The sequence below is a fragment of the Actinoplanes missouriensis 431 genome, assembly GCF_000284295.1.
Lineage (GTDB): Bacteria > Actinomycetota > Actinomycetes > Mycobacteriales > Micromonosporaceae > Actinoplanes > Actinoplanes missouriensis.
Window position 1 is genome coordinate 864,720 of record NC_017093.1, and the last position, 20,776, is coordinate 885,495.

Consider the following 20,776-nt stretch of genomic DNA (forward strand, 5'->3'; position numbering starts at 1 on the left):
TGGCGGGTGTCTGCGTTGCCGATCGTCAGGGGACGGGGCGGAAACCGGAGGCGCCCGGAGGGCGGGGAGGGCTCCGGGTGCGGTTGGGGGAGGTTCGGGCGTACCGGGAAATGGGGTTGATTTTGGGGTTGAGCTGCGCCGTCGATAGGCTTGGCGCGCGATGGATACCCGAACCGGTCTGCCTGTAGTCGGCATGGTGGGTGGGGGCCAGCTGGCCCGGATGACCCACCAGGCTGCCATTTCCCTCGGCCAGTCACTGCGTGTGCTCAGTGAGAAGCCTGATGACAGCGCCGCGCTGGTCGCGGCTGACGTGCCGATCGGCACGCACACCGACCTGTCCGCCCTGCGGGAGTTCGCGAAGGGCTGCGACGCCGTCACGTTCGACCACGAGCATGTGCCGACCGAGCACATCGAGGTGCTCGAAGCGGAAGGCGTGAAGATCTTCCCGGGCTCGAAGGCGCTGGTCTTCGCCCAGGACAAGGGCATGATGCGGGAGCGCCTCGCCGCTCTCGGCGCGCCGGTGCCGCGGTGGCGGCGGGTGAGCACGGCCGAGGAGATCGAGGCCTTCGCGGGCGGGTCCTGGCCGGTGGTGGCGAAGGCCACCCGAGGGGGGTACGACGGGCGCGGCGTCTGGATGGTCGGATCGCCGGAAGCCGCCGCCGATCTGGTGTCGACGGGCATCCCGCTGATCGTCGAGGAGAAGGTGCCGCTGCGGCGCGAGCTCGCCGCCCTCGTGGCACGCTCGCCGTTCGGGCAGGTCGCGGCCTATCCCGTGGTCGAGACCGTGCAGAAAGACGGCATCTGCGTCGAGGTGATCGCGCCGGCGCCGGGGCTCGCGGACGACCTGGCGCTCGAGGCGCAGCAGCTCGCCATCGACCTGGCCACCGAGCTCGGCGTGGTCGGCCTGCTCGCGGTGGAGCTGTTCCAGACCGACGCCGGCATCGTCGTCAACGAGCTGGCCATGCGCCCGCACAACTCCGGCCACTGGACCATCGAGGGCGCGCGGACCTCGCAGTTCGAGCAGCACCTGCGGGCCGTGCTGGACTACCCGATGGGCTCGACCGAGCTGACCGCGCCGGTCGTCGTGATGGCGAACGTGCTGGGTGGCGAGCCCGGCGGCATCTCGATCGACGAGCGGCTGCACCACCTGTTCGCGGCGGACCCCGGCGTCCGCGTGCACCTCTACGGCAAGCAGATCCGGCCCGGCCGCAAGATCGGTCACGTGACCGCGCTCGGCTCCTCGGTGGACGAGGTCCGCGCGCGTGCCGTGCGGGCCGCCCAGTGGCTTCAGGAAGGCAAGTGATGGCACCCGTCGTCGGCATCATCATGGGCAGCGACTCGGACTGGCCCACCATGGAGGCCGCCGCGATCGCGCTCGCCGAGTTCGAGGTGCCGTTCGAGGTCGGCGTCGTCTCCGCGCACCGGACCGTCCGCAAGATGGTCGACTACGCCGAGTCGGCCGCTGACCGCGGCATCAAGGCGATCATCGCGGGCGCCGGCGGCGCGGCCCACCTGCCGGGCATGGTCGCGGCCCTCACGCCGCTGCCGGTGATCGGTGTGCCGGTCCCGCTCAAGCACCTGGACGGCATGGACTCGCTGCTCTCCATCGTGCAGATGCCGGCCGGCGTCCCGGTCGCCACCGTGTCGATCGGCGGGGCGCGCAACGCCGGCCTGCTCGCCGTCCGGATCCTCGGGTCGTCCGATCCGGCGCTGCGGCAGCGGATGGCCGACTTCCAGACCGGCCTGGAGAAGATGGTCGGCGAGAAGGACGCGGCGCTGCGGGCGAAACTGCTCGGCTGAGATCTCCGGATCTCAGCGCATCTTCGACAGGACGCTTCGCAGCTCCTGGGTGCGGCGGCGATTCTCGCTCGTCGCGCCCAGGAAGAGCAGCACCACACCGACCGGCACCAGCACCAGCCACGGCCCGACCAGGTTGAAGCCGAACCAGAACGCGGCGAACACCGTGGCGATCGCGCCGATCACCACGGGCGCCTGCTGCTGGGTCCGCGAGCCGACGATCAGCGTCACCACCGCACCGAGCAGCAGCAGCACCGGACGGGTGTCGCCACCGGCGTCGGCCAGCACGATGCCCATCGTCGGCACGAACGCGGCGAGCAGCGCCGGACCGTAGGCCGCCCAGCTGCTCAGGTCCGGCCGGGTGTGCGCCTCCACCACGCCGACCGCCAGCGCCAGCGCGGCGAACGGCAGCGTGTAGGCCTCCGGGACGGCCACCTCGGCCAGCGCGATGAACAGCCACCAGCCGACGATCTCGAAGCCGACCGCCACCCAGAACAGCGTGCGCCGCTGCTGCGGGGTGCGGTCCGGACGGGACGCGGTCAGGCCGAGCACCGCGCCCCACGCGGCCAGCAGCGCGGCCAGATGCGCCGGGGAGTCGAACGCCAGCACGCCGGCGATCAGCGCGGACGCGTACCCGCACCACTCGACGGTGACCGCCTCGGCCCGGTACTGCGGCAGGCCCAGCCTCGGCAGCGCCGCCTCCAGCGAGAGCAGCACCGCGCCGACCGCGAGGACGCCGAACGCCGCCCACTGCCGCGTCAGACCCGCCGAGATCGCCACCGTCATCACGAACATCTGGCCCATCAGGGCGGCGAAGAGCCAACCCAGGATCCGAGCCATCTGGGTACGGCCACCGACCGCCGCCACCAGTCCCACACCGATCGCGCTGCCCAGTGTGAACAGCGTCAGCGGCTCCTCGGCGAGGCTGCCGGCCAGCCCGGCGCCACCGGCCAGCAGGCCGACCACGAAGACGATGCTGCGCGTGGTCCGCAGCAGCGGCGCCCGGGTCGCGGCCGGCGGCGGGGTCAGCGCCAGACCCAGCATCGAGATGGTGAAGACCACGAGCGCCGCGCCGGTCGCCGCCGGGAACCCGGCGTGCAGCGCGATCGGCGTGATCAGCAGGGTCAGCGCCACGCCCGGCAGGATCACCGGAACCGTCTCGGACGCCTTGCCGCCGAAACCGAGCGCGGCCAGGGCGGCGGCGCCCGTCAGCAGGACGGCGGCCAGGGCGCTGGTGGCGTCCACGTTGCCGGCGTTCGGCACGGCCAGCGCCGGGATCGGGCCGTCCCAGATCGCGTTGATCTGCTTCAGCGGGTCGACCAGGGCGGCCCGCAGAGCCGGCGCGAGCGAGAAGAGCGCGAGCAGGGTGGGCAGCAGCGCCAGCCAGACCGCGCCGGTCGCCGGGTCGGCCAGCCAGCGCTCGCCGAGACCGCCCGCGGTCAGGCCGCTCGAGCGCAGCGTGCCGCGACGGACCCGGACGTACCGCGGGGCGGGGTACTCCAGCGGGGCGACCCGCTGCACCGGCGCCGGGATCGAGCCGCGCAACAGTTCCGCGAGCACGCCCAGCAGGGCGGCGGCCGCCGCGTACAGCGCCGTCGGGTAGTCGGAGGGCACCGACGTGAGGGCGGTGACCGTGGCGCCGAGCACCAGGCCGATCGTGGCCCACGGGAGGTACTGCGGGATGTACTTGCCGAGGGCGGCGAGCACGGCCAGGCCGATGCCGGACGCGGCGAGCGCGGCGGTGAGGATGACCTGGACGTCGTAGTGCTGGTCGGCGGCGGCGCTGGCGAAGACGCCGGGGAGTGCCAGCAGTACCGCGCCGGTGGCCGCGCCGCCGATCTGCGCCCGGTGCCGGGGGAGCGCGGTGTCCGGCATCTCGGCGTTCTCCGCGGCCTCCTCGGCGGCCTCCATCGGCTCCGGGGCGGCGCCTCGGATCGGCATCCGGGCCAGCACCGCGACGAGCACGCCGAGCAGCACCACCAGCAGCAGGCCGAGCGCTGTCGCCCACGGGCGGACCAGGCAGGTGGCGACCGCGTGCAGCAGCACCACGGCGGCGACCGCGGCCCGGGCACGCCCGGCGGCGGGTGAGGGGGCGGCGACGGCGGCCAGACCGTACGCGATGGCGACCGCCCCGCCGACGAGCAGCGGCGCCCACCAGGGGAGCCCGAGCGCGTACGGCGCGCCGATCGTGGCGAGCGCGGCGGCCAGGCCGGAGGCGCGGTGCGACCACGGCTTGGGCATCGCGATCGCGGCCGTGACGGCGATCATGACGAGGGCGAACGAGGCCTGCCAGGCGCCGGCCGGCGGGTCCTGCGCGTACCGGCTCAGGTCGCCTTCCCAGAGGCCACCCGGAACGGCGAGGATCCGCAGCCCGTCGATCGCCGCCTGCACGCCGGCGATCAGACCGACCACCAGGGCGGCGACGCCGAGGCCACGGGACGGGCCGCGTTTCCAGTCCTCCGGAAGGACCGTCACGCCCATTCCGACCAGCAGCACCACCACGCCTGCCACGGCGAGCGGCGCGGCCGGGAAGGCGAGCGCGGCGACCCGGGCCAGCGCGCCGCAGATCGCCACGGTGGCGGCCGCGGCGGCGATGTCCGGCCCGTCCAGCAACCGGTCGTTGCGTCCCCGCTCGTCGATCGACTTGGCGAAGAAGAGCAGGCCGGCGGCGCCGAGCAGCAGCGCGCCCACCCACAGGTCGGGCGCGGCCGCGCCGGGTGCGAAGAGGGCGGCCAGCGCCATCGCCACCGCGCCGAGTCCGGTGCCGAGCGTCAGCGGCAGGCTGATCTCGCGCCGGGCGACCTGGTAGACGGCCGCGTAGCTGAGCGTGCCGGCCACCGCGAGGAAGCCGGCGGCCAGGGCCGGAACCGTCGCCTGCGCGGTCGGCGGCGGCCCGCCTCCCGGGTCGGCGATCGCCAGCGCGGCGGTCACCGCGGCGCCGGGCAGCGCGAGCGCGGCGGCGCCGGACGCCCAGTCACCGATCACCCAGGCGAAGAGCCGGACCGGGATCTGGCGTGCGGCGATCGCCACCATCACGCCGGCCCCGCCGATCGCGGTCAGCACCGCGGCGGTCAGCCAGGAGGCGCTGAGCGAGGCGCCGGCGCCGAACAGGCCGACCACGCCGGCGGCGATGACGTGCGCGAACGCGATCCGGCGGGTGCTCGCCCAGAGGCCCGCGGCGCCCAGGCCGATCGACGCGAGAACCAGCGGCCAGGGCGCCTCGGACCAGGGCAGCCCGAGCGACGCGGGCACGGCGAGAGCGGTCAGCGCGATGCCGGCGACCGCGCCCTCGTGCCGGATGCTCGACGGCAGCGCGAGCGCCGCCGCGACCGTCAGCAGCAGGGCGCTGAACGCCAGCAGCCAGCCGGACGGGCCGACCGCGTCGGCGAGCTGCTGGCCGTAGGCGGCGGTGTCGGCGTTCCAGACCGGGCGGGCGGCGGCGACCGGGGCCAGCGCGGCCCGGAGCGCGTCGATCGAGACGATCAGTCCGATGATGGTCAGGGCGCCGGTGGACGCCCACTGCGGGCCGCGGCGGATCGGCTCGGCCAGCAGGCCGACGACCGCGCCGGTGACCGCCACGGTCGCCGCCGCGATCACCAGGGTCCAGCGCGGGTCGACCACGTCGGTGAGGCGGGCGGTCGTGCCGATCACCGCGAGGGTCAGCACCGCGCCCGCGACGTTCATCGCGAGCGGGTTCTTCAGCAGCTTGGCGGCGAAGACCCCGGTGAGCGCGGCGGCGATCAGCACCAGGCCGGACCGGAGCGCGTCACCGACGGCCTCGGCCTGCAGCAGCGCCACCGACGCGTAGATCAGCGCGCCCGCGCAGGCGAAGCAGAGCAGCGCGAACGTCAGCTCGCGCAGCCAGTCGGCGGACGGCGGGGTGGCCGGCGGCGCGAGCGGCATCGAACCGGCGGGCGGCGCGTCCTCGGGACGCGGACCCGGGAAGATCCGGGTCGGCAGCCAGCGGCGCTTCGGCCGGCTGAGACCGGAAATTATCAGGTCGGGCTCTTCCGGGCGGGACTCCGGGCGCGGCGGAGCGTCCGGATCGTCGAACCGGTCGCCGTCGGCGTCCGCGAGCGACTCCCGGTCCGGCGGGAGTGGCCGGCCCAGCGGCCAGCGCGGCACCAGCCGTCCGCTGCGGATCACGGTGGTGAGCAGCAGCAGGTCGAGCACGGCCACGGCGGTCAGGGCCAGGCCCCAGCCGGCCGGGCTCTGGATCATCGGGTACGCCAGGAGCGGCGCCACCGGCTGTGCGGCGATGACCGTCGCGTACCGCGGCGCGGCCAGCCGGGTGACCCCGGCGTAGACGAACGCGGCCACCGCGGTGATCGCGAACGTGATCCCGAGGTAGAGCGGCGTCGGAACGTCCGGACCGCCCGCCACCGCGCTGCCGTGCAGCGCGAACAGCGTCATCGGGAACATGATCAGCCCGACCGCCGCGATCGACTCGCCGGTCGAGGTGAGACCCCGCCGGGCCACGCCGGGCGCGACGGTGAGAGCGATGCCGGTGGCAAGAGCCAGGATCAGGGTACGGCCGAACGGGTTGTCCACCGCCACGCCGGCGAAGACCACCGCGGCCACACCGAGCAGCAGTGCCCCGAGAACGAGCAGGATGTTCTGCACGGACTGGGTGGACGCCTCCGGCGGGTGCTGCATCGGCGGCGGCTGCCGGCGCGGACCGGCGCCGGGGCGCCCAGGTCGCTCGACGCGCTCGCTCGGCGGCGGATCGTCGACGAGCATCGTGACTCCGTCGCTGGCGACGCCGGGCGGGCCGGTGTGCCGGGTGCCCGGCTCGGCCCAGTCCGGCGGCGGCGTGGCGCCCGCGCCCGAGCGGGACGGCGGCGTCGCGCGCGCACCCGAGCGGGACGGCGGCGTCGCGCGCGCACCCGAGCGGGACGGCGACGTGGCGCGCGCGCCCGAGCGGGACGGCGGCGGCGGGTCGTCGGCCTGCGGCTGCGAGCCCGGCGGCGGGGGCGGCGGGAAGTCACCGGTGCCGACCGGCTTGCGCCGGGTGGTCCGCTTGCTCTTGGCGCCCTTGGACTTCTGGGCGTGCGCGAGGATGTCCCGCTGGAACTGAGCTGCCTGGATCTTGCTGGCGATCTTCGTCCGCTCGGACGCGGCCTGCATGTCCTTGATCTTCAGTTCCGCGATGGAGGCGTCGATCCGAGCCAGATCGTCGGCGTAATCGGACTCGTCAGCCTGCGCCACGGGACCTCCTCGACTCCTCTTGGTAACTAGAGCATGCCGGTCGGACACCTCATTAGAACAGTCTCAACCGGGTGGAGATCTGTGGAAACGGCACGGAACCCGACGCTTTTGCAGGGGGTACTTCCCGGGCGGGATCTTCCGCACACTTCCGACTGTTGCGTGGTCAGCGCTACGCGCCGGTAACATGACCGCGGGACCACTTAGGGAAGGTTAAGGTCATGTCTGATTTCGACGCATACCGGCTGCCGGAGGACCACGAGACCATTCGCGCCGCCGTGCGTGAAGTCTGTGACGCGCGGGTCGCCCCGCACGCCGCCGAAGCCGACGAGACCAGCGAGTTCCCCAAGGCGTCCTACGACGCCCTGCGGTCCTCCGACTTCCACGCCCCGCACATCCCGGTGGAGTACGGCGGCGCCGGCGCGGACGCCCTCGCCACCGCGATCGTGATCGAAGAGGTGGCCCGCGCCTGCGCCTCCTCCTCGCTCATCCCGGCGGTCAACAAGCTCGGCACGATGCCGCTGATCCTCTCCGGTTCCGAGGACATCAAGCGTCGCTACCTGACGAAGGTCGCCGCCGGCGAGGCGATGTTCTCCTACTGCCTCTCCGAGCCCGAGGCCGGCTCCGACGCCGCCTCGATGACCACCCGCGCGGTCCGCGACGGCGACCACTGGGTGCTCAACGGCGTCAAGCGCTGGATCACCAACGCCGGCGTCTCGGAGTTCTACACGGTCTTCGCGGTCACCGACCCGTCCGCCCGCTCCAAGGGCATCTCCGCGTTCGTCGTGGAGAAGTCCGACGAGGGCGTCAGCTTCGGCGCGCCGGAGAAGAAACTCGGCATCAAGGGCTCACCGACCCGCGAGGTCTACTTCGACAACGTACGCATCCCGGCCGACCGCATGATCGGTGCCGAGGGCACCGGTTTCGCCACCGCCATGAAGACCCTGGACCACACCCGGGTCACCATCGCCGCCCAGGCCATCGGCATCGCGCAGGGCGCACTCGACTTCGCGCTGAACTACGCGAAGGAGCGCAAGCAGTTCGGCAAGCCGATCGCCGACTTCCAGGGCCTGCAGTTCATGCTCGCCGACATGGGCATGAAGCTGGAGGCGGCCCGGCAGCTGACCTACGCGGCGGCCGGCAAGAGCGAGCGCGGCGACGCCGACCTGACGTACTTCGGCGCGGCAGCGAAGTGCTTCGCGTCGGACGCGGCCATGGAGATCACCACCGACGCGGTGCAGATCCTGGGCGGGTACGGATACACGCGCGATTACCCGGTCGAGCGCATGATGCGCGACGCAAAGATCACCCAGATCTACGAGGGCACCAACCAGGTGCAGCGGATTGTGATGGCGAGGCAGCTTCTCAAGGGCTGAATCCAGACGTTTTAGCAGGTCAAGGCGGGGTTGACTCTTCGGAGTCAGCCCCGTTTGTTATCTATGAGTGGCTCGTAGATGTCCGGGATTCACGAAGGTGTGCCCCCGCTTTGCTCGGCTGGAGCGGCTCCGAGAATGTTTCCGCAGCTCACTGGGGTTTTGATCGTGCTCGATGGCGGGGTCGGTCACTTCCTCGCTACTGGTTCTTTGTGTTCTTTTTCGGTTGTCGTTCTGGGCAAATCCTGGCCCCTTTGATTCTTAAACTTAAATGCGTTGACGTCATGCAGCTCCAGCCGAATCGCCAACGGCCTATGAACTGGTCTTATGGTTGAAGGCCAGCCATCGCCCGCGGGTGAATCCGTTTGCCTACGCTGAGTAATTCCGGCGTGGTAGGTGATGCAGAGGGCGTTCGTGGCCTCCGCCCCGGCAGGCTGCGGCTTAGCGGCCGGCTGAGGAACCGGGTCCGCTGTGTGGGGGTTCCGACAAGGCGATGCGGGCCTGCTCCTGCAGGCCCGCATCTGTCTCTCGGTGAATGAGAGACGCGTTGTTCAACGGGAGTCGTAGACCCCATTCTTGCGGTTTCGTGTTCGTTGTTCCTCAGCCAGGATGTCGATCTCCGTATGCACAGCAAGGCGAAGGCGACCATCCGGGACGTCGCCGCTCACGCCGGGGTGTCGCGTGCGGCGGTCTCGAAAGTGCTGAGGCGGGCGCCGGGAGTCAGCGCGGAGATGCACCGCCGGGTCACTGCGGCCATCAGCGAGTTGCAATACCGGCCGCAGGTGGCCGCCCGTTCGCTGCGCGGCCGCAGCCAGACCCTGGGCGTGTTATCGCCGCAGGAAGCCGGTCCGCTTGCCACGTCGATCATCACGTCGTTCGCCCGGGCTTTGGACGCGACACCGTATGACTTCCTGGTGCGTCCCGTGCCCGACACTGCTGACCATCAGCTCGAGGCGGCGTGGTCGCTCGTCGATCATGGGATGGAAGGGCTGGTCCTGGCGGACATCAGCCTGACCGAGGATCAGCTGGAGAGCCTGGCCCGCCGGGTCCCGGTCGTTCTGGTGGGCCGTGCCAGCCGGAGTGACCTGCTCGACAGCTTCTCCGTTGACGATGTCGCCGCCGCTCGTCTGCAGCTCGATCACCTTGTCGCCCTGGGCCACACGCGGATCGCTTGGTTGTCACCAGCGGTGAGCGGAGACCGACACCCTGCCGCCTTGCTCGAACGCGTCTGTGCGGGCTCCGCCGTCTTCGCTCATCCGGCCGGTCTCGGCGACGACGGCGGTTACCGGGCAGCGTGCGAGTTGCTGGCCCAGCCGCAACCGCCCACCGCCATCGTGACCTGTACGGATGTCATGGCGCTCGGCGTTCTCCGGGCAGCCCGTGACGTCGGTGTAGACGTTCCCGGCCAGTTGTCCGTCGTGGGGGCCGGCGATTCATCGATCGCCGCACACCCACTGATCGCACTGAGCTCGGTGTCGGCGCACGATGCCAGCAATGCCGACGACGTGCTGGGAGCACTGCTCGACCGAGTGGCTGGACGGACCACCGCGATCCACGTGCAGTGGCGGCCGCGGATGGTCGCCCGGCGGTCTTCCGCCCCGCCTTTGAGTAGATAGGGTTCGGCAAGCCGCGGGCTCGTATGGCCGGGGTGTCACGATGGCGCTGTGCAGACTGATGACCGACCTCGTGGTGAGCCGGTGCTCGCCAGGGCGGCCCGGATCCTGCAAGCGTTCACTCCGGACGAGCCCGAGTTGTCGGTCTCGGAGATCGGCCGGCGGGCACGGCTGCACGTCGCCACCGCTTCCCGGCTGATCGCCGCTCTCGTTGATGAGGGCCTTCTCGCACGGACCGCGACAGCTAAGGTTCGCATCGGCGTGCGGCTGTGGGAGCTGGCACAACGCGCGTCGCCGACACTCGGGCTGCGAGAGGCGGCCATGCCGTTTCTCGAAGACCTGCACGCGGTCATCGGCCACCATGTTCAGCTGGGAGTGCTCGACGGCGGCGAGGTGCTCTTCGTCGAGCGGCTGTCAGCTCGCGACGCGGTGATCAACGTGACCCGGATTGCCGGTCGGCTGCCGCTGCACGCCTCTTCCGCAGGTCTGGTTCTGCTCGCCTGGGCACCACGTGACCTGCAAGAGCAAGTCCTGTCCCGGCCGTTGCGCGGCTACACGCCGACAACGATCACTAATCCGGCACGGCTTCGTGGCGTGCTGGACGGCATCCGCAAGCAGGGCTTCGTCGTGTCGGAGGGGCAGATCCACGCCGACGCCACCGGCATCGCGGTACCCGTACGCGAAGGGCCTGATCCGGCGAGTCCGGTCGTGGCCGGCTTGTCGGTGATCGTGCCCAACGATGGCCGTGCGCCGTCGCTGGTGCCGGCGCTACAGGCCGCGGCACGGGGGATCGCCCGGCAGCTCCGGTGAACTCGTCTCTCGCTCAGTGAGAAGTGACCTTCTCGCGCTGTGACCGCCGTCGCATTCTGGCGGCCTCATGTCACAGGAGGTTCACGTGGCGGAAACACGAACCCTGCGCGTGACCGGCAAAGAGCCGGTCGCCGACGGCGTGGTCGCACTGACGCTGGCCGACCCGGACGGTGGCCGCCTGCCGGACTGGACGCCCGGCGCTCACATCGACCTGATCCTCCCCAGCGGGATGGTGCGCCAATACTCGCTGTGCGGCGACCGGTGGGACGCCTACTCGTACCGGATCGCGGTGCTGCGGGAGCAGAACGGACGGGGCGGATCCGCGTACATTCATGATGATCTTGATCTTGGTGAGGCCGTAGGCCTCGGTGGGCCGCGCAACAACTTCCCACTCGTGCCCGCCGAGCGGTACCTGTTCATCGCCGGCGGCATCGGCATCACGCCGCTGCTGCCGATGATCGCCCAGGCCGACCTGCTCGGCGCGGACTGGCAGCTGCTCTACGGCGGCAGGCGCGAGGCAAGCCTCGCCTTCGGTCAAGATCTGGCGGGGTACGGCGACCGCGTCCACCTGCGGCCCGAGGACCGGTACGGGTTGCTCGACCTGCCTGGATTCCTCGATGCCTGGCAGCCCGGCACTCGCGTCTACTGCTGCGGCCCGGCCCCGCTCCTGGCCGCTGTCGAGCAGGCCTGCGCCGGACTACCGCAGCACACGCTGCGCACCGAGCGTTTCACCGCCTCCACGCTGACCGGACCAGCGCGCAGCACACCGTTCGAGATCGAGCTGGCCCGGTCCAAGACCGTAGTGACGGTGCCCGCGGACTCGTCGGTCCTCGATGTCCTTGCTGCTGCCGGTGCCGACGTGTTGTCCTCCTGCCGCCAGGGCGTGTGCGGCACCTGCGAGATCACCGTGCTGGCGGGGGAGCCGGACCACCGCGACAGCGTCCTCGACGACACCGAACGCGCGGCCAGCACCTGCATGTTCGCCTGCGTCTCGCGATCCCGTTCCGACCGTCTGGTGGTGGATCTGTGAAACTTGGTCTTGGGAAGTTGCCGGTCTCCCACGCCGACCCGTTCGACCACGACAACCTCGAAGATCCCGGCCCGCTGCACGAGGCCCTGCGCGAGGCGGGTCCGGTCGTGCACCTGAGTCGCTACGACACCTACGCGCTGGCCCGCTACCAGCACGTGCACGCCGCACTCACCGACTGGCAGGCTTTCCAGTCCGCCGCCGGCGTCGGTCTGAGCAACTTCCGGTACGAGAAGCCGTGGCGCCCGCCGAGCCTGCTGCTCGAAGCAGATCCGCCCCAGCACGACGCCCCACGCCGCGTCCTGTCGGCGACCATCGGCCCGCGGTCGCTGCACCGGCTCCGGGATCAGTGGGCAGCCGCTGCCGACGACCTCGTCGACCGGGTCCTCAGCCACGGAGACGTCATCGACGCGGTGCCGGCGCTCGCCGAGGCATTCCCGCTGCGGGTCTTCCCGGACGCCGTTGGCATCCCCGACGCCGGGCGGGAGAACCTGCTGCCCTACGGCGACCACCTGTTCAACGCGTTCGGACCACCCAACGACCTCGTCGATGCCGGATCCGGGCGCATCGCTGACCTGTCGGCCTGGGTGAACGCCCAGTGCGCCCGCGAGGTGCTCACCCCGGACGGGTTCGGCGCCGCCATCTGGGCAGCCGCCGACCGGGGCGACCTCACACATGAGCAGGCGCCGCTGGTGGTCCGGTCCCTGCTGTCGGCCGGTGTCGACACCACCGTGCACGGACTGTCCGCCGTGCTCTACGCCTTCGCGACCAACCCGGTGCAGTGGCAGCGGTTGCGCGAGCAGCCGGCACTGGCCCGGGTCGCCTTCGACGAGGCGGTGCGCTGGGAGTCGCCGGTGCAGACGTTCTTCCGCACGGCCACCACCGACGTCGAGATCGGGGACACCGTCATCCCGGACGGCGCGAAGATCCTGATGTTCCTCGGCGCCGCCAACCGCGACCCCCGTCGCTGGGGGAACCCTGACCGCTTCGACCTGTCCCGGGACCCGTCCGGGCACGTTGGCTTCGGCATGGGCATCCATCAGTGCGTCGGCCAGCACATCGCCCGCCTGGAAGCCGAATCCGTGCTCACCGCCCTCGCCCGCCGGGTGTCCCGGATCGAACTCGCCGGACCGGTCCACCGCCACCACAACAACACCCTGCGCGCCTGGCGCAGCATCCCCGTACAACTGCACCGAAAGTGAGGACCATGCAGCAGGTGAAAGCGGTCATCGCACGGGCCAAGGGCGCTCCGGTCGAGCTCGTGACGATCAACGTTCCGGACCCCGGGCCCGGTGAGGCCGTGGTGAAGATCCAGTCGTGCGGGGTGTGTCACACCGACCTGCACTATCGCGAGGGCGGGATCAACGACGAGTTCCCGTTCCTGCTTGGACACGAGGCGGCCGGGATCGTGGAGGCGGTGGGCGCCGGTGTCACGGGTGTCGCGCCGGGTGATTTCGTGGTGCTGAACTGGCGTGCGGTGTGCGGGGAGTGCCGGGCGTGCAAGCGCGGTGACCTGCAGTACTGCTTCAACACGCACAACGCGAAGCAGAAGATGACCCTGGAGGACGGCACCGATCTGTCGCCGGCGCTGGGCATCGGCGCGTTCGCGGAGAAGACCCTGGTCGCGGCCGGCCAGTGCACGAAGGTCGACCCGTCCGCCAGGCCCGCCGCCGTCGGGCTGCTCGGCTGCGGCGTGATGGCCGGCATCGGCGCGGCGATCAACACCGGCGGGGTGACCCGCGGCAAGTCCGTCGCGGTGATCGGCTGTGGTGGTGTGGGTGTCGCGGCGGTCGCGGGAGCGGCCCTCGCGGGCGCGTCGCCGATCATCGCGGTGGACATCGACCCGGCGAAGCTGGAGGCGGCCCGCAAGCTGGGCGCCACCCACCTCGTGGACTCGTCGAAGACGGATCCGGTCGAGGAGATCAAGCGGATCTGCGCCTCGGTGTATCCGGGCGCGGAGGGCGCCGACGTGGTGATCGAGGCGGTGGGCCGGCCGGAGACCTGGAAGCAGGCCTTCTACGCCCGTGACCTGGCCGGTGTGCTGGTGCTGGTCGGTGTGCCGACGCCGGACATGAGGGTGCCGGAGCTGCCGCTGATCGACGTGTTCGGCCGTGGCGGCGCGCTCAAGTCGTCGTGGTACGGCGACTGCCTGCCGTCCCGGGACTTCCCGATGCTCGTCGACTTGTACCGGCAGGGCCGTCTCGACCTGGACGCGTTCGTCACCGAGGAGGTCGGCATCGAGGACGTGGAGGCCGCGTTCGCGAAGATGCACGGGCCCGCTACGGCCGGTGAAGCACCGGTGCTGCGTTCGGTGGTCGTCCTGCGTGCCCGCCTCGAAGAAATCTAGGCTGACCGGGCGGGCGCCGGCAGTCAGGTGCCCGCCCGGCTGGTTGTCTCGAAACGGAGTTGTCTGACGATGGCCCGCCATGTCGATCTCAACATGTTGACCGCGCTGGACGCGCTGCTCACCGAATGCAGCGTCACCCGGGCCGCCGAACGGCTCCAGATCAGCCAACCCGCGATGAGCTCAGCCCTGGCCCGGCTCCGCCGGCACTTCGGCGATGACCTGCTCATCCGCATCGGACAGAGCTATCAACTCACCCCCCTGGCGGCCCGGCTCGCCGCACCGACCGCTGACGTCGTCGCAGCCGCCGACCAGGTCCTCAGCGCTCAACCGGACTTCGACCCGACACTGTCTCGGCGCACCTTCACCGTCATCATGTCGGACTACGCGCTGACCGTGCTCGGCGCGGCTGTGGCGGCGCTGATCGATGAGCGAGCACCCCACGTGCGGATGCATGTCCAGCCCACCACCCGTCAGAACGTCGATCAGGCCGCCGACGAACTACGCGACGTCGACCTGCTGGTGCTGCCACACGGCATCGTCACCGGGCTGCCGCACCGCAACCTGTATCAGGACGAGTGGGCGTGCCTTGTCGACGCCTCCACTGATACGGCACTGACCGGCGAAGACCTGGCTCGTCGATCATGGGTGCTGACCTACCACGATGGCACGGCGATCACTACCGCTGCCCGCGAGCTGCGCACCCACGGCATCGACCTCGACGCACGGCTGGTGGTCGACAGTTACACGGTGCTGCCCGCCCTGATCGCCGGCACCGGGCGGGTTGCCCTGGTGCAACGACAGCTTGGTGCGGCGATGGAGGCCTCCGGCCGGGTACGGATGCTCGACTGTCCCTTCCCGACCGCACCGATCGTCGAAGCGATGTGGTGGCACCCGGGTCACGAGAACGATCCGGCGCATCAATGGCTCCGGCAGTGCTTCCTCGACGCCGCCATCCAGGTTCAGCAATAGCGCTGGGACACCGTTCATTCACACGACGGATACACCGCATAAACAATCTCGTCTTCTCCGCTGGCGTGGCATTCCGGCACGGTGACGGCACCCGCGCGCCATCCCCACCCGCGGCCACCACGCGGGTACGGCGCGCCGAGCTGAGGAGACATTCGTGCGAACACGGCGACGAAACCCCGTAGTAGTCTCGATCTTCGCTGCCATCACGACCGCCGGCGCTCTCGCCTTCCCCGGCGCGACCCCGTCGGCATGGGCAGCGACCACTCCGGACTTCGGCCCGAATGTCAAGATTTTCGACCCGAAGACTCCCGTCACAGATATCAACGCCTTCTTGCAGAAGATCTCCGCCGAGCCGGAGTTCAGCACAAACCGGCAGGCGGTCTACTTCAAACCGGGCGTCTACGGCAACGCGGCCGGCCAGAACGACCCGGCGACGGCCACCGGCATCGTCAACAGCGAAGTCGGCTACTACACCTCGATCGCCGGACTCGGCACGTCACCCACCAGCGTCACGATCAACGGCGCCCTGCACTCCGAGCCGCGGCAGAACGCCGACGGCTCCTCCGACGGGCTGACCAACTTCTACCGCTCACTGGACAACCTCTCCATCAACCCGATCCAACGACCGGTGGGCGCGGACGCGGAGCGCGCCAAGCCGGAAGGTGTCGCGCCGGCACACACCATGCGCTGGGCCACCTCCCAGGCGTCTTCGCTGCGCCGCGTCGACATCCAGGGCAACCTGGACCTCAACGGCGCCTACGGTGCCACTCTGTTCGGCACCACCATGGCCGACAGCCGGATCAGCGGCACCGTCAACAGCGGCGGTGACGCCGGACCGGGCCAGGCGCAGTACTACGTGCGTGACAGTCAGATCGGCAGCTGGCGCGGCGGCTCCGCCAACCTCGTCTTCTCCGGCGTGAAGGGCGCACCGGCCAGCGACTTCACCGGCCGCGGCATCACCACCCTGCCGACCACCCCGACGTCACGGCCCGCCCCCTTCCTCACCGTGAACGGCGACTCCTACGCGGTGTTCGTGCCGAAGGCCCGCACCAACGCCTCGGGCGTGAACTGGGCAACCGACAGCACTGCCGGCACCAGCATCCCGATCTCCCGTTTCCACATCGCCAAACCGGGCACCGACACCGCCGCGACGATCAACAAGGCTCTCGCGTCCGGTAAGCACCTCATCCTCACCCCCGGCATCTACCGCCTCAACGGCCCGATCACGGTGACCCGAGCCGACACCGTCGTCATGGGCATGGGATACGCGACGCTGGCACCCACCGGCGGGCAGGCCGCGATCGAGGTGAGCGACGTCAAGGGCGTCGTCATCTCCAGCCTGCTGGTCGACGCGAGCCCCGGCACCGACGTGCTGGTCAAGATCGGAACCGGCACCGCGAACAACATCGGTGACGCGACCAACCCGACGACGCTCAGCGACCTGTTCGTCCGCATCGGCGGCGCCCAGGCCGGCTCCAGCAAGATCTCGTTGCAGGTTAACCAGAGCAAGGTCATCCTCGACGACAACTGGCTCTGGCGCGCCGACCATGGCACCGGCGTGGGCTGGACCAGCAACACCAGCGACACCGGGCTCGTCGTCAACGGCACGGACGTCACCGCGCTCGGGCTGTTCGTCGAACACCACCAGAAGAACCAGGTCATCTGGAACGGCGAGCGCGGCCGGACGGTCTTCTACCAGAGCGAGTTCCCGTACGACCCGCCGAACCAGGCCGCCTGGATGGACGGCACCAAGGAGGGCTACGCGTCATACAAGGTCGCGTCCGGCGTGACGACTCACGCGGCCACAGGCACGGCGATCTACACGCTGTTCCTCGACTCCACCTTCGCCGGCGCGCCGGTGCACGCCTGGACCTCCATCGAGGCCCCTCAGCGCGCCAGCGTCCGCTTCACCGCGATGACGACCGCGGTCATCGCGTTCGGCGGCGGCATCCGCAACATCGTCGGCACCACCGGCGCCGCCGTGGACGCGACGCAGCCCAACCAGGTCGTTCCCGGCTTCACCGCATCTGCCCGGCTGGCTGCCCACCCCCGCTGATCACCCGATGAGGCGATGACCCCGGCTGCCTCAGGCGGCCGGGGTCGAGCCGCTGGATTGCCGGACCACCAGTTCGGGCTGGAAGACCACCTGCCGATGCCGGTGCTGGCCCGGTTCGGCGATCTCCTCGAACAGCAGCTCGGCAGCAACCCGGCCCAGTTCGGTACGGGGCTGCCGGACCGACGTCAGCGGCACGGCGGCCGCAGCGGCGTAGTCGATGTCGTCGTAGCCGACGATCGCCAGCTCGGCCGGCACCCGCAGACCGTGGCCGCTGACCGCTTGCAACAACCCCAGCGCCAGCAGGTCGTTGGCGCAGAACACCGCGTCCGGCCGGGCCGACGCCGACCTGCCGGCCAGCGCGGCTCCCACACCGCGGCCGGTCACGACGCTCACGGTCTCGGTCTCGATGACCTCGAGCGTCGCGCCGGCCGCCGCGCATATCGCGTGCGCACCGGCCAGCCGGGCGGCGACCTGCGGTATGGACAACGGTCCGCCGATGAAGGCCAGGCGGCGATGGCCGGTGGCGATGAGGTGCTCAGCGGCGAGCCGGCCGCCGGTGTGGTCGTCCACCGACACGCAGCACAGGTCCCGCCGTGAGGAGCCGCGGTCGACCAGTGTCACCGGGGTTCCGCGGCGCGCCAGATCGGTGACCGCAGGCACCGCCTCATGCACCGGACTGGCGAGGATTCCTTGCACCCGCTGGCTCTCCAACCGGTCGAAATAGCGGGCCTCCCGTTCGCCGGACTCGCCGCTGCTGTACAGCATGACCACGACGTCACGCTGATCGGCGACCTGTTCGGCGCCTCGGGTCAGGTCGGCGAAGAACGGATTGGTCACGTCCGGGACGATCAGGCCGATGGCCCGGCGGCGCCCAGCGGCCAGCGACCGGGCCGCCTCGTTCGGCACGTAGCCGAGGTGCGTAATGGCAGCGTGTACCCGCTGACGCGTGGCTGGAGCCACAGCGTGCGGCCGATTGAGCACGTTGCTGACGGTGCCGACGGACACGCCGGCGTGCGCGGCGACGTCCGCGATCCTGATCACGGGCAGAGCGTAGGTCAGACGCTTCAATCCCGAACAGCCCTGAAACGGCCAGCGCCCTGAAGGGGAGTCTATACCGCCGCGCCGCGCCCGACTCTGTTTCACACGTGTTGAATCGCGATAAACGCTGGTAGCGATCGTGAACTGCGGATATCCAAGCGATCAATAAGCGGTATCAACAACCTCGTATTGACCACGTGTCCTTGCCCACAGAGTCTTTAGACGCTTCAACGAAGACTTCCCGCGGTCGTCAAGGAGGACCTGTGGCACCCATATCTCCGCGCACCCGCCGACCCGCCCGCGTGGCGGCGGCGATCAGCGCTCTGGCGCTTGTGGCCTGCACCGCCGCCTGCGGTGGGGCAGACGACGACACCGCCTCCGGCGGCTCGTCGGCCAAGAACTTCTCGTTCCTGTCGATCAACGAGAACACCACGATCCCGGCCACCCTCACCACGCTGAGCCAGAAGGAGTGCGCCACCCAGAACACCGCGCAGCCCCTGGAGATCAAGAAGCAGGCGCAGGCCAGCCTCGACCAGCAGCTGCAGCTCCTGGCCGGACAGGGTGCCCTGCCACAGACGTTCATCGCCGCGAACGCGCCGTCGCTGACCAGCCAGCTCGCCGACAGCGGCTCGGTGCTCGACACCGCCGCGATCTCCGAGGGCGTGCTGCCCGCCGCGTCGTCGACGATCAAGAGCCTGTACGACGGCAAGCAGCTCGTGCTGCCGACCGAGCTGAACATCGAGGGCATCTGGTACAACAAGAAGCTGCTCGCCGACAACGGCATCACCACCCCGCCGGCCACCTGGGACGACCTGACCGCCGCATTCGCGAAGCTTCAGGCCGCGGGCGTGCAGCCGATCTCGCAAGCCGGTAAGGGCGGCGACGGCTGGGGTGTGACCCGCTGGGTCGGCAACTACATCCTGCGCTCGCAGGGCCCCGACGCGCTGAAGAAGGTCGCCGACGGGCAGGCCAAGCTCACCGACCCGCAGTACGTCGCGGCCGCTGACGCCATCGCCGCGCTCGGCAAGGCCGGCTACTTCGGCAAGTCGCCCACCTCGATCGACTACGCGACAGCGCTCAACACGTTCCTCGCCGGCAAGGCCGCCTTCATCTACATGGGCTCCTGGGCGCTGTCGGACTTCAACGACGAGAGCAAGAACAAGGTCGGCGCGGACAACGTCGGCTTCCTGAAGTTCCCGACCGTCACCGGTGGCGCCGGCACCGCCGACCAGATGCCCGCCAACGTCGGCACCGCCCTCGCGATCTCGAAGAAGGCGTACGAGAACGACACCAACACCCAGGCCTGGGTGAAGTGCATCGTCGACAACTACGGCACCGTGGCGCTGCGCGATTCCAGCCAGATCACCGGCTTCGCCACGGACGGCAGCGTCGAGGTCCCGGCCCTGACCAAGCAGATCCAGAGCGAGATCAGCAACGTGCAGACCAGCGTCCTGTGGTTCGAGGCGTACTTCTCGGCCAAGGCCACCACCATCAGCCAGGGCAACGGCGGCTTGCTCGCCGGCGGTCAGCTGACCGGCGAGAAGTTCATGCAGACGGTCACCGCCAACCTGGGCTGACCCTGGAGGACGGAGCGCCGGCGGTCTGGCTGGGGTGTCGTGCCGCCGGCGCTCACCTAGAGAGGCAACAAACGAGAATGCACAGCGTGCTCGGCGACCGGAAGTCGGTCGCCATCCTGCTCGGACCAGCGCTCCTGGTCTACTCACTGATCATGCTGGTGCCGATGCTGTGGTCGCTGGGCTACACGTTCTTCACCGGCAGCGTCATCTCCGGCTTCACCTGGGCCGGCGGCGCCAACTTCAGCAAACTGTTCGACGACCCGGCCCTACCCACGGCGTTGTGGTTCACCGTGAAGTACGCCGTCGTCATCACCGTCGGACAGGTCCTCGTCGGATACCTGCTCGCGCTCCTCTATGTCTTCTTCCTGCGCCGGGCCGGCTCGATCATCCGCACCCTGGTGTTCTTCCCGGTCATCCTCCCCACCGTCGCGGTCGCCCTGCTGTTCCAGAAGTTCTTCGAGTACGCGCCACAGACCGGCCCGGTCAACGCCGCGATCGAAGCGTTCGGCGGCACCGGCGTCGACTTCTTCAGCACCCCCGGCCACGCGTTCCTCGTCGTCGCGCTCATGGACATCTGGCGCTCGATGGGCTTCTACGCGGTCCTGCTCTACGCCGGCCTGCTCGACATCCCCGACGAGATGATGGAAGCCGCCTCGACGGACGGCGCCGGCACCTGGCGGCTCATCCGCAGCATCATCGTCCCGCTGTCCCTGCCGGTCCTGGTGAGCTCGCTCGTGTTCAGCATCAACGGCACGCTCAAGGCGTTCGACTCCATCTACGCCCTGACCGGCGGCGGCCCCGGCAGCGCCACCAGCCCGCTGACGCTCTACATGTACCAAACCTCGTTCGCCTACGGCGACTACGGATACGGCTCGACCATCGCCCTCACCCTGACCGTGCTGTGCCTGCTGGTCACCGTTGTCATCTTCCGCGCGACGCGCCGCGACGTGGGACAGGGATAAGC

14 protein-coding genes are annotated in these 20,776 nt (G+C 70.2%); 12 read left to right on the forward strand and 2 right to left on the reverse strand.

Features of this window, described 5'->3' with window-relative positions:
• Positions 1-160: 160 nt before the first annotated feature.
• Together AMIS_RS04080 and purE are read left to right on the forward strand one after the other, a co-directional pair.
• Positions 161-1,303: a 5-(carboxyamino)imidazole ribonucleotide synthase gene (locus tag AMIS_RS04080; protein ID WP_014440929.1), complete on the forward strand. Its 1,143-nt coding sequence runs from the start codon at positions 161-163 to the stop codon at positions 1,301-1,303.
• Complete coding sequence (gene purE, locus AMIS_RS04085; protein ID WP_014440930.1) at positions 1,303-1,800, forward strand: 5-(carboxyamino)imidazole ribonucleotide mutase; 498 nt, start codon at positions 1,303-1,305, stop codon at positions 1,798-1,800. Before AMIS_RS04080 ends, purE begins: the two co-directional genes overlap by 1 nt.
• A 12-nt stretch (positions 1,801-1,812) precedes the next feature.
• Here the strand turns inward: purE and AMIS_RS04090 are convergent, their stop codons facing one another.
• Positions 1,813-7,005 (reverse strand): SCO7613 C-terminal domain-containing membrane protein, encoded by a 5,193-nt coding sequence (locus tag AMIS_RS04090; RefSeq protein ID WP_014440931.1) that lies wholly within the window; start codon positions 7,003-7,005, stop codon positions 1,813-1,815.
• Positions 7,006-7,223: 218 nt separating this feature from the next.
• Between AMIS_RS04090 and AMIS_RS04095 the strand changes: the two genes are divergently transcribed.
• The 8 genes from AMIS_RS04095 (at position 7,224) to AMIS_RS04130 (ending at position 17,197) form a co-directional block, all read left to right on the forward strand.
• On the forward strand, positions 7,224-8,378 hold the full coding sequence (locus AMIS_RS04095; protein ID WP_014440932.1) for an acyl-CoA dehydrogenase family protein: 1,155 nt from the start codon (positions 7,224-7,226) through the stop codon (positions 8,376-8,378).
• Between the two features lie 590 nt (positions 8,379-8,968).
• Positions 8,969-9,991, forward strand: a complete 1,023-nt coding sequence (locus AMIS_RS04100; RefSeq protein ID WP_157434731.1) for a LacI family DNA-binding transcriptional regulator — start codon at positions 8,969-8,971, stop codon at positions 9,989-9,991.
• Positions 9,992-10,072: 81 nt separating this feature from the next.
• A complete protein-coding gene (locus tag AMIS_RS04105) occupies positions 10,073-10,798 on the forward strand; it encodes an IclR family transcriptional regulator (protein ID WP_157435239.1) in 726 nt (241 codons plus the stop codon).
• An 85-nt stretch (positions 10,799-10,883) separates the two neighbouring features.
• Entirely contained in the window at positions 10,884-11,828 is a 945-nt protein-coding gene (locus tag AMIS_RS04110) for a PDR/VanB family oxidoreductase (RefSeq protein WP_231859228.1), read from the forward strand.
• A complete protein-coding gene (locus tag AMIS_RS04115) occupies positions 11,825-13,027 on the forward strand; it encodes a cytochrome P450 (RefSeq protein ID WP_014440936.1) in 1,203 nt (400 codons plus the stop codon). The genes AMIS_RS04110 and AMIS_RS04115 overlap by 4 nt, the downstream gene beginning before the upstream one ends.
• A 5-nt stretch (positions 13,028-13,032) precedes the next feature.
• A complete protein-coding gene (locus AMIS_RS04120; protein WP_014440937.1) occupies positions 13,033-14,172 on the forward strand; it encodes an S-(hydroxymethyl)mycothiol dehydrogenase in 1,140 nt (379 codons plus the stop codon).
• Positions 14,173-14,241: 69 nt separating this feature from the next.
• A complete protein-coding gene (locus AMIS_RS04125) occupies positions 14,242-15,141 on the forward strand; it encodes a LysR family transcriptional regulator (RefSeq protein WP_014440938.1) in 900 nt (299 codons plus the stop codon).
• Between the two features lie 154 nt (positions 15,142-15,295).
• Positions 15,296-17,197: a hypothetical protein gene (locus tag AMIS_RS04130; RefSeq protein ID WP_014440939.1), complete on the forward strand. Its 1,902-nt coding sequence runs from the start codon at positions 15,296-15,298 to the stop codon at positions 17,195-17,197.
• A gap of 30 nt (positions 17,198-17,227) precedes the next feature.
• Here AMIS_RS04130 and AMIS_RS04135 read toward each other — a convergent pair whose 3' ends face one another.
• Positions 17,228-18,340 (reverse strand): LacI family DNA-binding transcriptional regulator, encoded by a 1,113-nt coding sequence (locus AMIS_RS04135; RefSeq protein ID WP_231859229.1) that lies wholly within the window; start codon positions 18,338-18,340, stop codon positions 17,228-17,230.
• Positions 18,341-18,498: 158 nt separating this feature from the next.
• Between AMIS_RS04135 and AMIS_RS04140 the strand changes: the two genes are divergently transcribed.
• The gene (locus AMIS_RS04140) at positions 18,499-19,812 is read left to right on the forward strand and encodes an ABC transporter substrate-binding protein (RefSeq protein WP_197537994.1); all 1,314 of its coding nucleotides are present in this window, start codon (positions 18,499-18,501) and stop codon (positions 19,810-19,812) included.
• A 77-nt stretch (positions 19,813-19,889) separates the two neighbouring features.
• On the forward strand, positions 19,890-20,774 hold the full coding sequence (locus AMIS_RS04145) for a carbohydrate ABC transporter permease (protein ID WP_014440942.1): 885 nt from the start codon (positions 19,890-19,892) through the stop codon (positions 20,772-20,774).
• The last annotated feature ends 2 nt before the right edge of the window (positions 20,775-20,776 follow it).

Bases quoted from the DNA above. Each gene is read 5' to 3' on its own strand.
- AMIS_RS04080 (WP_014440929.1), top strand. From the start codon at position 161: ATGGATACCCGAACCGGTCTGCCTGTAGTCGGCATGGTGGGTGGGGGC.
- purE (WP_014440930.1), top strand. From the start codon at position 1,303: ATGGCACCCGTCGTCGGCATCATCATGGGCAGCGACTCGGACTGGCCC.
- AMIS_RS04095 (WP_014440932.1), top strand. From the start codon at position 7,224: ATGTCTGATTTCGACGCATACCGGCTGCCGGAGGACCACGAGACCATT.
- AMIS_RS04120 (WP_014440937.1), top strand. From the start codon at position 13,033: ATGCAGCAGGTGAAAGCGGTCATCGCACGGGCCAAGGGCGCTCCGGTC.
- AMIS_RS04125 (WP_014440938.1), top strand. From the start codon at position 14,242: ATGGCCCGCCATGTCGATCTCAACATGTTGACCGCGCTGGACGCGCTG.
- AMIS_RS04145 (WP_014440942.1), top strand. From the start codon at position 19,890: ATGCACAGCGTGCTCGGCGACCGGAAGTCGGTCGCCATCCTGCTCGGA.